The organism is Tahibacter soli (assembly GCF_025717065.2).
GTDB classification, from domain to species: domain Bacteria; phylum Pseudomonadota; class Gammaproteobacteria; order Xanthomonadales; family Rhodanobacteraceae; genus Tahibacter; species Tahibacter soli.
This window is the reverse complement of the sequence record NZ_JAOVZO020000003.1, coordinates 525,574-540,153: the sequence shown is the minus strand read 5'-3', so window position 1 is coordinate 540,153 and position 14,580 is coordinate 525,574. Positions and strand designations below refer to the sequence as shown.

Below are 14,580 nucleotides of genomic sequence, written 5' to 3'. Positions count from 1 at the left end.
GAACTTCGCGAATCGCCCGCCGGTCGCTCGACTTCGATCGGCGAACCTCGGTAAGGTCGCCGCAGCGAACTCACGCAAGGGATCTTCATGCGCTCGTATCTCATCGTCGCCCTGCTCGCCGCCGCGGGCCTGACACACACCGTATCGGTGCAGGCGGCGCCCCGCGAAGAAACCTGGATGAGCGTCACGCTCGAAGGCCGCAAGATCGGCTCGATGAACAACCTGCGCGAAGAGCGCGACGGCAGCGTCGTCACGACGCAGACGCTCGACGTGCGCATCGACCGCGGCGGCATCGGCATCGGCATCGTCACGACCGAAAGCGTGACCGAAAGCGCCGACGGCAAGCCGCTGTCGTTCCGTTCGGCGTCGAAACTCTCGGGCATCGAAACCGTCACGCAGGGCAAGATCGACGGCGACGCGATCAAGGTCGTGAGCCAGGTCGGCGGCGCGAACCAGGAAAAGACCGTTCCGTGGCCGAAGGGCGCGCTGCTCGTCGAAGGCCTGCGCCTCGTCGCGCTCAAGCGCGGCATCGCGCCCGGCACGACGTACAAGGATCTGGCGTTCCAGCCGTCGGGACTGCAGGCGATCGAAGTGTCCAAGCGCATCGGCCGGCGCGAAAGCGTCGACCTGCCCGGCGGCCGCCGCGAACTCGTGCGCGTCGAACAGGACATGGCCGTGCCCGGCATGCCGATCAGCGCGGTGTCGTGGATTGATGAAAAGTACAATGTGCAAAAGATGGTCATGCCGCTGCTCGGCATGAAGCTCGAAATGCTCGCGTGCGACAAGGCCTGCGCGCAGGCGCCGAACCAGAGCGCCGACCTTCTGACGAACGCGCTGCTCAAGGCGCCGCGCGCGCTCGAACCGGACGCGCTCAAGTCGGGACTGCGCTACACGCTCGCACCGCGCGACAAGACGCGCAAGCTCGAGCTGCCGACGACCGACGAGCAGCGCGTCGCGCGCAACGGCGAGCGCATCGAAGTGACGATCGCGGCGAAACCGGCCGCGGGCGGCAACGCCAAACCCGTCGCGGCCGACCGCGCGCCGAACGCGTGGCTGCAGTCGGACGCGCCGGAAATCGTCGCGCTCGCGAAAACCGCGACGCAGGGCGCGAAGACCGACGTCGAGCGCATGCGGCAGCTCGAGTCGTACGTGCGCGGCTACATCGACGACAAGAACCTCTCGGTCGGCTACGCGTCGGCGCTCGAAACGCTCAAGACGCGCGAAGGCGACTGCACCGAGCACGCGCTGCTGCTCGCCGCGCTCGGCCGCTCGCTCGGCATTCCGACGCGCGTCGTCGACGGGCTCGCCTACACGTCGAGCTTCGGCGGCGCCGACCGCGTGTTCGTGCCGCACGCGTGGGTCACGGCGTGGATCGGCGATCGCTGGCAGAGTTTCGATGCGGCGCTCAACGGCTTCGACGCCGGCCACATCGCGCTCGGCGCCGGCGACGGCGATCCGTGGCGCTTCTACGCGGGCGTCTCGACGCTCGGCAATCTCGAACTGCAGAGCGTCGAAGCCACGCCGTGAACCGGGCGACGATCGCGCGCGCCGTGGTCGCCGGCGCAAGCTTGGCCGCCATGCCCGCCGTGGCGGCGACGTTCGGCGAGATGCCGCAGATCGCGGGGCTGGTGCGCGATGCGCGGCTCGCGGAAATCAGCGGCCTGACGGCGTCGCGCCGCGCGGCCGACCGCTACTGGGTGCACAACGACTCGGGCGATCGCGCCGAATTGTTCGCGATCGATTCGACCGGCGCCGTCGTCGCGCGCGTCATGGTCGACGGGTACGCCGTCAAAGGCACGAAGAAGCCCGTCGACTGGGAAGACGTCGCGAGTTTCGAAGAGAACGGCAAGGCGTATCTCGCGATCGGCGACATCGGCGACAACGGCGGCGTGCGCCCGCGCGTCGAGATCGTCGTGATCGAAGAACCGGATATCGCCGGCGCGACCGCGCAGGCGCCGGTCGAGCGGCGCGCGCAGATCGCGTGGCGCACGCGCTTTCGCTACGCCGACGCGCCGCACGACGCCGAAGCGCTCGCGATCGACGCCGACGCCGGGCAGGCGCTGATCGTCACCAAGCGCACGTACCCGCCGATGTTGTGGCGCGTGCCGCTGCGCAGCGACGGCGAAGCGACCGCCGTCGCGCTCGGCCCGCTGCGCGTTCCCGCGTCGAACGAGCCCGAACCGCCGGCGAGCCTGCGCGTGCGCCCGCGTCAGCCGACCGGGCTGTCGATCGACCGGACGGGCTCGCAGGCCGCGGTGCTGACGTATCGCGCGGTCTGGCTGTACGCGCGCGCGCCGGGGCAAAGCTGGGCGCAGGCGTTCGCGACCGAACCGCAGGTGCTGCCGATCGCCGGACTGCCGCAGGGCGAAGCGATCGGTTTCGACGCGAGCGGCACGCACCTGTACGTCACCGGCGAACGCTGGCCCGCGCCGCTGATCCGCTACGACTGGAAATCGGTCGCGCGACCTTCGAGCAGATAGTCGGCCAGCTGCGTGCGCTCGCCGAGCGCCAGATGCGCGAGCGCGCGACCGCATAGTCCGCCGAAGATGTTCCCCGTGCCGTTGTACGCACCGGTCACGAACACGCCGGGCAGATGCTCGCCGAACGCCGGCAGGCCATCGGCCGTGAAGGCGACCGCCGCCGACCAGCGATGCGCGATCGGCGCGCGCGCGCCGAGACGTTCGCGCAGCAGCGTCTCCAGATGCCGCTGCACCGGCGTCGACACACCGGGTCCGGCCTGCCATTCCCCGTCGCCGCCGACGTCCCGGCCGCCGCCCAGCGCGATGCGCCCGTCCGGCAGCTGCTGCCAATAGTCGTGGCCGTGGCGAAAGTACACAGGTTGCGAAATGGAACATTCCAGAGCGGCGTCCGTCGCAAGCATCTGCAGCCGCACGGAACGCACGCGGCCGGCCAGCGACGGCAGCGCGGCCTCGAGCCCGCCGTCGATGGCGATCACGACGATCGGCGCGCGCACGCGCGCCTGTCGCGTATGTACGAGGCCGGCTTCGACCGACGTCATCGCCGCATCGCCGAACAGCCGCGCGCCGCGCACGGCGAGGCTTCGTGCGACCGCCCGCCAGTGCAGCGCCGGCTGGAAAGCGCCGTCGCCGGGAACGACGAGGCCGCGACCGTCCGGGCCGTCGTACGCCGAGACCGCCAGGCCGTCGGCGAGCATCGCGTCGATCTGCGTCGCGCAATCGCTTTCTTCGGCCGCGTCGGCGGCGATGCGCAGCGAACCGGTGCGGCGCGTCGACGACGGATACGCGGCGTACACGCGCTCGAGTTCGGCACAGGTCAGGCGGTAGATGCCGAGCGCGCGCTCGCGGCCGAAGCGGCGCACCGCGTCGTGATGGAATTGTGCGAGGCCGGCCAGCAGGAATCCGCCGTTCGCGCCGGCCGCGCCGGCGGCGATGTCGTCGCGATCGATGCCGACGACATCGAGGCCCGCGTCGACGAACGTCTCGATGGCGGCGAGGCCGCTGCCGCCGAGACCCACGACGCAGGCGTCGGCGTCGATGTCGGCATCGAGCGCCGGCAGCCGCGCCGCCTGCGGATCGCGCCAGACCGGATCGCCCGATGCGTTCAGAGAATCAGCAGATGCTTGCGGTAGTGCCATATCCGCAGGATTTCCACGTCGTCGAGAAAGTGACGATAGTAGATCCAGTAAGGCTTTACCGGCATGCGCCGTAAGTCGACCACCACCGGCGAGCGCACACGCTGGCCGGCCTGCGGCAACACCACGAGGCGCGTGGCCTGATTGACGATCCGAGCGACGACGCGCTCGGCAGTGGGTACCGAATGTTGCTGGAGGTGGTAGTTGCGGATCGCTTCGAGGTCGCCCAGTGCCGGTGGCGACCACAGAAGCGTCATGCAGTAAGCGCGTACCGACGCAGCACGTCGTTGTGGGAGATGCCGAGGCCCGCGTCGAGCGCCTGTACGGCCTTGAGCAGCGCGGCATTGAGCGCCGATTCCGGATCGCGCTCCTGCGCGGCGAGGTCGCGGTCTTCGACCGCCACGATCTGACGCGCCTGCAGCGTTTCGACGACGTCGGCGAGCGTCGCCGTTTCCGGCAGCGCGTCGACGATCGCGTTGATTTCGTTCTTCAGGGCTCGGCCGGCCATCGCAGGACTCCTGTTGCCGGGCGCATCGCACTCCATTGTTTTTCCCGCGTCGTCTATTCGCCGGCGTCCGGGCGCGCTTCCAAATCTGATATCAAATTGATATCGTTCTTACACACACCACGGAGCCGCCCCCATGAACGAAAGAATCTCCCGATCCCTGTCCGGCATTCCGCTGCTGTTCGCGCTCATCGCCGCCTACGCGTTCGCGATCTGGCTGTTCATCGACGGCGCCCGCAGCCGCGCGCCGGGCGGCCCCCTGCTCGGCATTGCCTTGTTCGTGCTGCTGGCGTTCCTGAGCAAGGGCTTCTTCCAGGTACAGCCGAACCGGGCCAAGGTGATGCAGCTGTTCGGCCGCTACGTCGGTACCGTGCGCGAAGAAGGGCTGCGCTGGACCAACCCGTTCTACGCCAAGCGCGACGTATCGCTGCGCGTGCGCAACTTCGAATCGTCGAAGCTCAAGGTCAACGACAACGACGGCAATCCGATCGAGATCGCCGCGGTCGTCGTCTGGCAGGTGGTCGACACCGCCGAGGCCGTGTTCCAGGTCGACGACTACGAAAACTTCGTGCACATCCAGTCGGAAGCGGCGCTGCGCCAGATGGCCACGCGCTATCCGTACGATTCCCACGACACCGATTCGCCGTCGCTGCGCAGCCACGGCAAGGAAGTGAACGCGCATCTGCGCGACGAGATCCAGGAGCGTCTGGCCCGGGCCGGCGTCGACGTGGTCGAGGCGCGCATCAGCCATCTCGCCTACGCGCAGGAAATCGCGCAGGCGATGCTGCAGCGTCAGCAGGCCGGCGCGATCATCGCGGCGCGGTCGCGCATCGTCGAGGGCGCGGTCAGCATGGTCGAGATGGCGCTCGACCAGTTGAGCAAGCGCGGCGTCGTCACGCTCGACGAAGAGCGCAAGGCGGCGATGGTGTCGAACCTCCTCGTCGTGCTGTGCGGCGAGCGCTCGACCCAGCCGGTCGTCAACACCGGCACGCTGCACCACTGAGGCCGGCGTGAACGACAAGAAGGCCTACCCGCTGCGCATCAGCGCGCCGGTGCTCGACGCGATGCAGCGCTGGGCGGACGACGAACTGCGTTCGCTCAACGCGCAGATCGAGTACGTGCTGCGCGAGGCGCTGCGCAAGAACGGGCGGATCAAGGCCGAATCCACAAAATCCGCGACGAAAGACTAGACAAAGTGCGCCGTCTGTACATTGACAGCGCCATGCCATGCGACGAAGAATCGACGCGACGCCATTCAGGGTATGGCACCGATGACTTCGACCGCTTTGCTACGAACGGTTTTCGCCGCGCTGCTTCTGGCTCCTATTTCCGCGATTGCACAAACGTGCACGCTGCCGGCGCCGTTGTCCTATCTCGGCAACGTCCAGGGTTTCAGCGAGTGGACCGGTGCGGCCGGCACGAACTGCGGCCTGCGCACGCGTATCGACAACAGCGGTCGCTCGGCGAGCGGCGCCTATGCGGCAGGCATCGTCGCCGAACCGCGCAAGCGAATGCGGGCCAGTTTCCATGTCGATTTTTCCGGCCTCGACGCCATGACGCCGCTGCAGTCCACGACGCTCTTGAGCCTCGTTGCCTCCGCTGCACCCGACGAGCCTTTGCAAACGGCGGCGATCGCGCGATTCGGGATTGCCTGGTCCAACCCGGGGTCGAGCGAGACCGCTGCGCTGGTCGCGAGCAGAGCCGCCAACGAGGATCTGTTGCTGCATCGAAGCGGCATACTGTCGTCGCGCTCGATCGACGTAGCGCTCGAAGCGATCGTCGGCGCGTCGGGCATCGTGCGCTACTGGATCAATGCGGGCTTCGACGATCCTCCTACAGGCTCGCTCGCGGTCGACAACGCGCCATGGCAGGCGATTGCGGGCATCGCGCTCGGCGAATTCTCCAGTACCGCGCCGTTCAACACGCGGCAAGGCGATCGCGACATCGTGTTCACCGACATCCGCGTCGACGAATACCTGTTCTGGGACCATTTCGATTGAGACCACCGACATGCGCTTGATCGCCTGCATGCTTTTACTGGTCGCATCCGCCGCAAACGGGCAGACCGTCCAGCACTATGACACCTGCGGCACGAACACCGTCACGGAACTCGACGCCGGCGCGATACGGCTCGCGTCCGACGACGTCGTGTTCGAGGTCGACCGGTCGTCCGCGCCGACACAGTGGGCGAACTACGTATTCCAGCCGGTGGCGGGCTTCGACATCGTCGTAGCCATCTGCAACGAGCCGCCCGGACCGCTGACGCGTTGCCAGTACCTCGACGCGTCGGGCGCCGGCACCGGCGAATTCGTGCAGCTCCAGCACGAGCGCTATTTCGTGGTCATCGAAGCCGCACCCGAAGCAGCCCAGTCCTGCGGCGGCGTCACGGTGTACATGACGCCGCCTCTCGGCTAAAGACGCTCTCGTGCGGCGGCCACGCAGTCGTCGCGCACGCCGAGCGCGCGCGCGACGTCGCGCCAGTCGAACGCCGCCACCGCGCGATTGTCGTGCTGCGCGTACAGCGCGCCGGCCGGGAAGCGCGCGCTCGCGCGCCGGTCGATCGCGATACCGTCGGTCGTGCGCGTCTTCGCAGGCTTGAACGCGCCGCGAAACGCGAGCGTCCTGCGATCGAACGCCAGAAACCGCTGTTCGCGCGGGTCCTGGTCGGACGCGATCCACACGCCGTCGCCGTCGTCGCACGCGTACAGCGCGAGCCCTTCGGCCTGGTGCCGGTACGCCTCGACGCCGAGCTTGCGCTGCGCGGGCTCGCCGCGCAACGTATACAATTGCGTAAAGCTGCCGCCGGCGAGTTCCTCGTCGGCGATCAGGAGATGATCGTACGCCGGGTCGCCCGCGATCGATTCGACGACGCGCAGGATCGCATCGCCCGACGTCGCGCCGAACGATTGCACGAGTTTCGCGTCGAACGCATTGCGGCGCGCGACGTCGTACACGCGCACGCGCCGTCCGAGCTCGGCCGGCGGCGGCGTCGTTTCCGCCGCGGTTTCGTAGTTGTCGGTCACGTAGACGCGCAGGCGCTCGCCGCGCGCATCGATCCACACGCCATAGGGTTTGACGAGATCGCCGCCGCCGAAATGGCCGATCGGCTCGCCGCCCGGCAGCGCGAACGCCTGCACGCGACGGTTGTCGCGCTCGACGACGTACAGGCGGTCGTCGACGATCGCAACGCCGTTCGGCCGCGACAGCTGCCCCGGCGCCGCGCCGCTCGCGCCGATCGAACCGATCTCGCGGCCGTCCGCCGCGTCGAACACGACGACGCGGTCGGTCTTCTTCGCGCTCGCGTAGACGCGCACCGCGCCGTCCGGCGCGTGCCACACGGCCACCGAGTCGATGTTGTCGGCGAGCCTGGCCGCGCTCATCCACGCTTCGGCGACGACGGGTTCGACCGCGCGGGGCGCCGCGGTGCGAGGCGCATGGCCCGCGCACGCACCGAGCAGCAGCATTGTTGACAACGCGATTTTTTTCATTCCGCCGCCCATCGTCAGAACTCCGCCTCGACGCCGACCTGCACGGTACGCCCGTAGCGCTCGTAGCGCGACAGCAGTCCGTTGCGATACGCCTCGCGCAGCGGCCGGTCGGTGACGTTCGCGACGTCGAGGTAGGCCTGCCACTGCGGGTCGAAGCGATACTTCGCCGTGAAATCGACCTGGAAATGCGGCGCTTCGAACACGTCGAGCGACTCGTCGGCGATGTGGTCGACGCGCACGAGCCGCTTGCCGATGTACGCGGCGGCGAGTCGCAGGTCGAGCCCGCGACGTTCGTAGCCGAGCACGAGATTGGCGTTGCGGTCGGACTGGTTCGGCAGCTGCAGGTCGCCGTCGCGGCCGGCGAGCTGCGCCTCGCTGTGCGAGAACGACGCGTTCGCGGATATCAGAAGACCGTCGAGCCACGGTGCGACGTCGCCGAGACGACGCGTCCAGCCGAATTCGATGCCGGAGAGTTTCGCGGTATCGCCGTTGATCGGCACGATCGCCTCGTCGTAGTCGGCATAGTCGCCGCTGCCGGCGAGATCGGCGCGCACGACGAAATCGCGAATCCGTTTCGCGTATGCGCCGACCGTGAATACGCCGAGCGCGTCGTCCGGATACCACTCGATCGACACGTCGAGATTGCGCGAACGGTACGGATCGAGCGCGGGGTTGCCGAACTCGCCCTGACGCTCGATCTCGTCGCCGTCGTGCTCGATCTCCACGACCGCCGCCGGCGCGAGGTCGGCGAAGTTCGCGCGCACGACGTTCTGCGTGTACGCCGCGCGCAGCAGCCATTCGTCGTCGAGCGCGTAGCGCAGATTGAGGTTCGGCAGCCAGTCGGTATAGCTGCGCGAGAACGTCTGCGGCACGATCGTCGGCAGGTCGGCGTCGTCGTCGATCAGCACGCGGTTGCCGAGCGCGCGAAAGCGCGTGCGCTCGCCGCGCACGCCGCCGACGAGCCGCGCGTCGCCGAGATCGACGCCGCCCATGAGGTAGGTCGCGTCGACGTTTTCGCGCAGCGTGAAGTCGCCGCCGCGCGAATCCTCGAGCGTCGCCGCTTCGTCGAGTTCGAAACCGCCGCCCGACGCGCGAATGAGATCGCGCAGGCCGCGCGGCGCGATGCCGGGGCCGAACGCGCCGAACGGCGAGACGATGCCGGCGCGCGCGAGCTGCGCGAGCGTCACGTCGTCGTCGCCGAAGCCTTCGTACGTGCTCGCGTTCGTGTCGCCGCTCTTCTCGCGATGGCGCGCCTTCGCGCCGAACTTGATCCACGCCGGCGCGCCGGCGTCGAATTCGCGGCGCACGTTGACGCGAAACTGGCGCTCCTCGTCGTGCGTGTAGTTGCGCTCGATCGTCAGTTCGTCGAGCGTGTAGTTGCCCGCGTCGGCGGCGAACGACGGATCTCGCGCATACAGGAAAGGCGTCGGATGCGAGGCGCCGGCGAAGCCGACGTCCGTCTCCTCGCCTTCGAACGTCGCGTCGATGCGGTCGGGCTCGTGCTCGTCCGACGACGAGAACGCGACGCCGTAGTCGAGCGCCCAGGGACCCGTCTCGGTACGTCCGCCGAAGTCGTACGAACGGATGCGCGCGGTTTCGCTGCGCAGCTTCAGCGTCTTGTCGATGCGCGCGCCGTCGCCGAACAGCGCGCCGCCGTTCGCCGACGACAGCGCCTCGCCGTCGTCGAACACGTAGGCGTTCGCCTGACGTTCCTCCTGGTCCTTGAACGCCGAATACAGCGTGCGCAGGTACAGCGTCGTCGTGTCGCCCGCCTGGTAGTCGAGGTTCAGCGCGTACGCCTCGCGCGTGCGCGTGATCGACGTGTACGCGCGCTGCTCGATCGTCTCCGGCGCAAGACCGGTGCTGCCGTCGGCGGCTTCGTATTCGCTCCAGCCGCCGTCGGTTTCGACGTTGTCGGTCGCGAGGTGCCTGCGATTGAAGTTCGCCGCGAACGCGACGCCGAAGTTGCGTTCGCCGTCGCCGACGCTGAACAGCCGGGTGCCGCCGACCGACGCCTTCGGGCTCCCTTTTTCCGCGTTGTCGTTCCAGCCGCCTTCGACCTTGACCTTGAGCGAGTCGCCCGCGCGGTCGAACGCCGACACCGTCTTGATATCGATCGAGCCGCCGAGCGCGTCGGCGTCCATGTCGGGCGTCACGGTCTTGTCGACGTCGATCGCGGCGAGCAGTTCCGACGGAACCACGTCGAGCTGGATCTGTCGGCCATCGCCTTCCGGACCCGGCACGCGCACGCCGCCGATGCTGACCGCGTTGAGATTCGGATCGACGCCGCGCACGACGACGTAGCGGCCCTCGCCCTGGTCGCGCGTGATCGAGACGCCGGGGATGCGCTGCAGCGCCTCGGTGACGTTCTGGTCGGGCAACTGCCCGATCGCGTCGGCCGACACGACGTTCCTGATCGTGTCCGCGGCGCGCTGCTGGTTGATCGCGGACGCCTGTCCCGCGGCCTGGCCGACGACGAGGATGTTGTCGAGCCGCGCGACGTCGGCACCGACGCGCACGAGGCCGAGATTCGCCTCGTCGCCGCCGACCTCGATCGTCTGCCGGTGCGGCGGCGCGCCGACGTATTCGACCGTCAGCTCGTAGCGCCCGGGCGCGACGCCGTCGAACGAGAAGCGGCCGTCGCGACCGGTCGCGGCGTCGCGGCCGAGTTCGACGAGGCGCACGCGCGCGCCCTTGAAGCCGACGTCGCCGCTCGCGTCGGTGACGCGGCCGCTGACGGTCGCCGCGAACGCCGGCGCGGCGCAGGCCAGGGCGAGCACGACGGACAGGCACAACACGCGGCGGCGCGGACGACGCGCGGCGACGGAACGATTCATGGCAACCCCCGGGCATAAAGGCGGAGGAAGCTAGGCCGTGCGCATGAAGCTCTCGTGACACGCGCATTGCACACGCGGCGGACCCGACGGGACCGCGCTCTGCTACGCTCGCGCGATGAAACGCGTACACCTGCCCGCCCCGCCCGCCGACGTCGCGCCGCCCGCGACCGCCGATACGGCGCGGCGCCGCGAACTCGTCGCGCGGTCGCGGCAGATGGGCGTGCCGCGCGGCTACGGCCGCGAGCGAGGATTGCGGATCGTCGCCGAACCGCGGACGCTCGCGTTCATCGGCTACGACATTTCCCAACGTCCACAATGGCTCATCCCGGACGCCGCGCGCGCGTGGTTCGCGATGCGCGCCGACGCCGCGAAAGGACTCGTCGAACTGCAGGTCGTCTCCGCGTTCCGCTCGGTCGAATACCAGGTGGGCATCATCGAACGAAAGGTCGCGCGCGGCCTTGCGATGGCCGACATCCTCAAGGTGAGCGCGGCGCCAGGCTACAGCGAACATCACAGCGGTCGCGCGCTCGACGTCACGACACCGGGCTTCGCCGTGCTCGAAGAGGAGTTCGAGCGCTCGCCGGCGTTCGCGTGGCTCGTGCGCCATGCCGGCGGCTACGGCTTCGCCCTGTCGTATCCGCGCGGCAACCCGCACGCCATCGCCTACGAGCCGTGGCACTGGTGCTGGCACCGCCGGCGCGTGTGATTCGCGCAAGGTAGATTTTTCGCTTTTATCTCTCGGGGGGACGCCCGCGGTTTCGCTGCGCGGGTCGGATCGTCGCGCGCGTTCTCCCGTCCCATCACGAGGAGAGCGAGCATGCGCAGCAAGGTCATGTGGAGCATCAAGAACCAGTCGACGAAGAAACTCTTCTGGGCCGCGTACAACACCAACGACAACCTGTGTCGCAGCTGCCTGCGCGATCTCGAAGGCGAGATCGAATCCGGCAAGTCGGTCGACGTCGACGTGCCGGAAGCCAAGCTCAAGCTCGGCTTCTGGGAGTCGCTGCCGACGCTGGGCTTCGGCGGCACGCGCTTCACCGAGCCCGAAGTCGTCGAGACCGCGCGTTCGGCGACGGTGACGAACGACAAGAAGCTCGTGATCGGCCCGGCCGACGAGTTCCGCAAGAAAGGCGCCGACGCCGCGACGTTCCTCGACTCGCACGCCGGCCGCATGAGCGACAACATGATCATCCGCACGATCTTCATGACCGCCGCCGGCAAGATTCCGACGGTCGGCGGCGCGGTCGAATTCGTGCTCGGCCTCTTGTGGCCCGACGATAAGCGCTCGCCCGAGGCGCTGCTGCGCGAATCGGAAGATCGCATGCGCCGCTGGGTGCAGGGCGTCATCGATTCGTACGACCTGCGCACGCTCGCCGACACGCTCGCCGGCGTTCGCCGCAACCTCGTCGAATACCAGAAGGCCGAAACGCCGAAGCTGCGCGAACGCGCGATGGACAACGCCGTGCACGACTTCAACGCGGTGGTCGACCGCTTCATCAAGTCGACCTACACGCCCGGCACGCTGACGTTCGCGATCGACCTCGCCACGATGCACCTGAGCCTGTTGCGCGAGCGCGCGGTGTTCACGAAGGAAATCTACGGCGACGAAGCGGGCAAGGCGCGTTTTCTCGCCAACCTCGACGCGCAGATCAAGGAGTACCAGAATTTCGTCGGCGCGATCGCGATACCGGGCGAACTGAAGTGGCGCGCCGAGCAGCAACAGCTCGAGGAACTCGGTCACAGCGGCCGAACCTACGGTTACTACCTGAAGGATCTCGTCACGCGCGAAGTACATTCCTTCAGCTACACCGGCCGCAGCCAGATCAAACAGGGACCGGCGAAGGTCTGCGTCGACTTCTACCAGGCGCAGGCGAGAAGCGCCTACGAGCGCGAGATGCTCGCGCAGGCGTACGATCCGGCGCTACTCTGGTCGCGCATGTATCCGGGCCGCGAGAACGACAAGCCGATCGCGCTCGACCGCGTGGTGTGGACCGGCCCCTACGCGGGCCTGTCGTACATGGTCGGCAACGAACACGATATGGCGTTCGGCGATTCCGAACGCCAGGGTCCCGGCAAGCTGCGCGCCGTGCGCGTGCGCTCGCACGACCGCATCGACGCGCTGTGCTTCGAATTCGATCGCGACGGCGGTCGCTGGTTCGGCAATACGCAGGGCGGCACCGAGCACGTCGTGACGATTCCCGACGGCGTGCATCTTCAAGCGATCGAGACGTGGTGGAACTTCGACCTGTTCGCGATCCGCCTGCACCTGTCGAACGGCCAGCAGCACGAATTCGGCAAGCACGGTCCCGGCGAGATCCGCCAATACGCGAGTTACCCCGACCACCGCGTCGGCGCGGTGCGGCTGTCGAACCGCATGTCGGAAATGTACGTCGCGTTCACGCCGCTCGCGGACTACTACGAGCGGTTGAACAAAGCCTGAAACATTCGACGCGGCCGTCGCGCGCGGCGGCCGCGTCAGCCGAACGCGAGCGACAGCTCCGGCAGCAGCGCCTCGTACGCGCGCCAGCGCCCGACCGAACTTGCGTACACCGCCTGGCGCGCCTGCCACACGCTCGCGGTGGCGATCGCCTCGCCGGCCGCCGCATCGCGCTGCGCGTCGCCGATGCCGAGAAACGCCGCGAGCCGCGCGAGCGTCGCGCCGGAGTCGGCGACCATCGCCTCGTAGTCGAGATCGAAGACCGGCACGGCGAGCGTTTCGTGCCAATGCCCCATCAGCGCCTGATAGCCGCGCCAGTAGGCCGCGATGTCGCCGAAGTCGTACGCCCAGCGCATGTCGTCGTGCGCGAAGTGCTGGCTCCACAGCGACAGCGCCGTGTCGAGCGGATCGCGGCGGCAGTGGATGATCTTCGCGTTAGGCAGCATCGCCGCGACGAGGCGCAGATGCCGGAAGTTCAGCGGATTCTTGTCGACGTGGCAGCGTGCGGGCTCGTCGTCCTGCACGAGGTGCGCGCGATACAGCGCGCCGGCCGATGCGAGCGCGGCGGGCGCCGGCGTCGCGCCGAGATTCGCCGCGAGCGCGGCGATCCAGTTCAGTTCGTTGCGGTTTTTCACGTCGCGGTTGCGGCCGAGCAGGCTCGCCACGAGCGTCGTGCCCGAACGCGGCATGCCGACGATGAACACCGGCGTCGTCGACGGATCGGCGGCGACGGCCGGCAGCGGCGGCGCGCTGCGCTGGGCGTCGACGAAACGCGCCCAGCCGTAGGCGTCCCACGGCCTCGCGGCGCGCCGGCGCGCGTTCGCCGCGCGCCACGCGCGCACGGCCTCTTCGCGTTCGGCGAGATCGTCGTATGCCTTGCCGAGCGCGAATTCGACGCAGACACGCGCCTCGTCGGCAAGGTCGCCGCGCGCCTGCGCGGCGCGCAGCAGTGCCAGATCGTCGTCGTCGCCCGCGGCGAAGCGATGCGTGTGCGCCAGCCGCAGCCACGCCGCCGCTTGCTGCGGATCGATCTCGACCGCCGCACGCAGGCGGCGCTGCGCGCTGCCGAAGCGGCCGAGCAGGAGCGCGTTCTCGCCGAGCAGCGCGAGGAGTTCGGCGTCGCGCGGATGCGCGGCCAGAATCGGCTCGGCGAGTTCTTCCGCGTCGGCGTGCCGGTGGCATTCCTGCAGAAACTTGACGGCGCGATAGTCGCCGTCGCGCGTGCGCGGCTGCCGTTTCCACAAAGTCACGATCGTCTGCGCGGCAGCCGACAGCCGTCCCTGCTCGCGCAACAGGAACGCCAGCGACACCGGCGCGTCGGCATGCGCGGGCTCGGCCGCGATCACGGCGCGCAGCGCCTGTTCGGCCTCGCGCGTGCGACCGCCGGCGCGCAGCGCGTTGCCGAGCAGGTAGCGCATGTCCGTCGACGCGGGCCAGCGGACGAGCCCGCGTTCGAGCACGTGCGCGGCGGCCAGCGGCTGCACGAAACGCGAGACTTCGTGCGCGCCGAGCATCCACTGCTGCGCATCCGCGCCGCCGTCGTCGAGAAACGCGACGATGCGCTGCACGGCCGGCGCGACATGGCCGGCCGCGAGCGCGGTCTTCAGTTCGCCGATCGCGGCGTCGAGTTGATGTGCGGGTATTGTCATCCGATATTCGCGTCGTCGATCGTAAGCCCTCTCCCCCGCGCTCGCGCGGGG

Annotated in this window: 14 protein-coding genes; 8 read left to right on the top strand and 6 right to left on the bottom strand. The window is 68.8% G+C overall.

The genetic code is table 11. The annotated features are described in order from the left end of the window. Window positions 1–87 precede the first annotated feature (87 nt). Window positions 88–1,527, top strand: a complete 1,440-nt coding sequence (locus OD750_RS04890) for a transglutaminase-like domain-containing protein (protein ID WP_263543148.1) — start codon at window positions 88–90, stop codon at window positions 1,525–1,527. Further along, a complete protein-coding gene (locus OD750_RS04885; protein ID WP_263543147.1) occupies window positions 1,524–2,480 on the top strand; it encodes a hypothetical protein in 957 nt (318 codons plus the stop codon). The genes OD750_RS04890 and OD750_RS04885 overlap by 4 nt, the downstream gene beginning before the upstream one ends. On the opposite strand, the gene OD750_RS04880 is transcribed toward OD750_RS04885, so the two are convergent. The 3 genes from OD750_RS04880 to OD750_RS04870 are packed head-to-tail and all read right to left on the bottom strand — an operon-like array spanning window position 2,441 to window position 4,121. Continuing rightward, window positions 2,441–3,616 (bottom strand): NAD(P)/FAD-dependent oxidoreductase, encoded by a 1,176-nt coding sequence (locus OD750_RS04880; protein WP_263543146.1) that lies wholly within the window; start codon window positions 3,614–3,616, stop codon window positions 2,441–2,443. The genes OD750_RS04885 and OD750_RS04880 overlap by 40 nt on opposite strands. Beyond that, the gene (locus OD750_RS04875) at window positions 3,583–3,870 is read right to left on the bottom strand and encodes a type II toxin-antitoxin system RelE/ParE family toxin (RefSeq protein WP_263543145.1); all 288 of its coding nucleotides are present in this window, start codon (window positions 3,868–3,870) and stop codon (window positions 3,583–3,585) included. The genes OD750_RS04880 and OD750_RS04875 overlap by 34 nt, the downstream gene beginning before the upstream one ends. Next, the gene (locus tag OD750_RS04870) at window positions 3,867–4,121 is read right to left on the bottom strand and encodes a hypothetical protein (protein ID WP_263543144.1); all 255 of its coding nucleotides are present in this window, start codon (window positions 4,119–4,121) and stop codon (window positions 3,867–3,869) included. The genes OD750_RS04875 and OD750_RS04870 overlap by 4 nt, the downstream gene beginning before the upstream one ends. A gap of 133 nt (window positions 4,122–4,254) precedes the next feature. Here OD750_RS04870 and OD750_RS04865 point away from each other — a divergent pair, with 133 nt between their 5' ends. The 4 genes from OD750_RS04865 to OD750_RS04850 all read left to right on the top strand — a co-directional run bounded on the left by OD750_RS04865 (window position 4,255) and on the right by OD750_RS04850 (window position 6,533). Next, window positions 4,255–5,121, top strand: coding sequence for an SPFH domain-containing protein (locus OD750_RS04865; RefSeq protein WP_263543143.1), 867 nt, complete (start codon window positions 4,255–4,257; stop codon window positions 5,119–5,121). Between the two features lie 7 nt (window positions 5,122–5,128). Continuing rightward, window positions 5,129–5,308 carry a type II toxin-antitoxin system antitoxin gene (locus OD750_RS04860; RefSeq protein WP_263543142.1) on the top strand — a complete coding sequence of 60 codons (180 nt, stop codon included), beginning with the start codon at window positions 5,129–5,131 and terminating at the stop codon, window positions 5,306–5,308. A gap of 81 nt (window positions 5,309–5,389) precedes the next feature. Continuing rightward, complete coding sequence (locus OD750_RS04855) at window positions 5,390–6,118, top strand: hypothetical protein (RefSeq protein WP_263543141.1); 729 nt, start codon at window positions 5,390–5,392, stop codon at window positions 6,116–6,118. A gap of 28 nt (window positions 6,119–6,146) precedes the next feature. Continuing rightward, window positions 6,147–6,533, top strand: a complete 387-nt coding sequence (locus tag OD750_RS04850; protein WP_263543140.1) for a hypothetical protein — start codon at window positions 6,147–6,149, stop codon at window positions 6,531–6,533. Here the strand turns inward: OD750_RS04850 and OD750_RS04845 are convergent. Beyond that, on the bottom strand, window positions 6,530–7,606 hold the full coding sequence (locus OD750_RS04845) for a phytase (protein ID WP_263543139.1): 1,077 nt from the start codon (window positions 7,604–7,606) through the stop codon (window positions 6,530–6,532). The two genes, OD750_RS04850 and OD750_RS04845, sit on opposite strands and share 4 nt — an antisense overlap. Before the next feature lie 14 nt (window positions 7,607–7,620). Next, a complete protein-coding gene (locus OD750_RS04840) occupies window positions 7,621–10,443 on the bottom strand; it encodes a TonB-dependent receptor (RefSeq protein WP_263543138.1) in 2,823 nt (940 codons plus the stop codon). 115 nt (window positions 10,444–10,558) lie between these two features. Between OD750_RS04840 and OD750_RS04835 the strand changes: the two genes are divergently transcribed. Together OD750_RS04835 and OD750_RS04830 are read left to right on the top strand one after the other, a co-directional pair. Further along, a complete protein-coding gene (locus OD750_RS04835) occupies window positions 10,559–11,149 on the top strand; it encodes a M15 family metallopeptidase (protein WP_263543137.1) in 591 nt (196 codons plus the stop codon). A gap of 111 nt (window positions 11,150–11,260) precedes the next feature. Then, window positions 11,261–12,883, top strand: a complete 1,623-nt coding sequence (locus OD750_RS04830) for an insecticidal delta-endotoxin Cry8Ea1 family protein (protein WP_263543136.1) — start codon at window positions 11,261–11,263, stop codon at window positions 12,881–12,883. A 35-nt stretch (window positions 12,884–12,918) separates the two neighbouring features. Here the strand turns inward: OD750_RS04830 and OD750_RS04825 are convergent, their stop codons facing one another. Then, window positions 12,919–14,529 carry a tetratricopeptide repeat-containing sulfotransferase family protein gene (locus OD750_RS04825; protein WP_263543135.1) on the bottom strand — a complete coding sequence of 537 codons (1,611 nt, stop codon included), beginning with the start codon at window positions 14,527–14,529 and terminating at the stop codon, window positions 12,919–12,921. Window positions 14,530–14,580 lie beyond the last annotated feature (51 nt).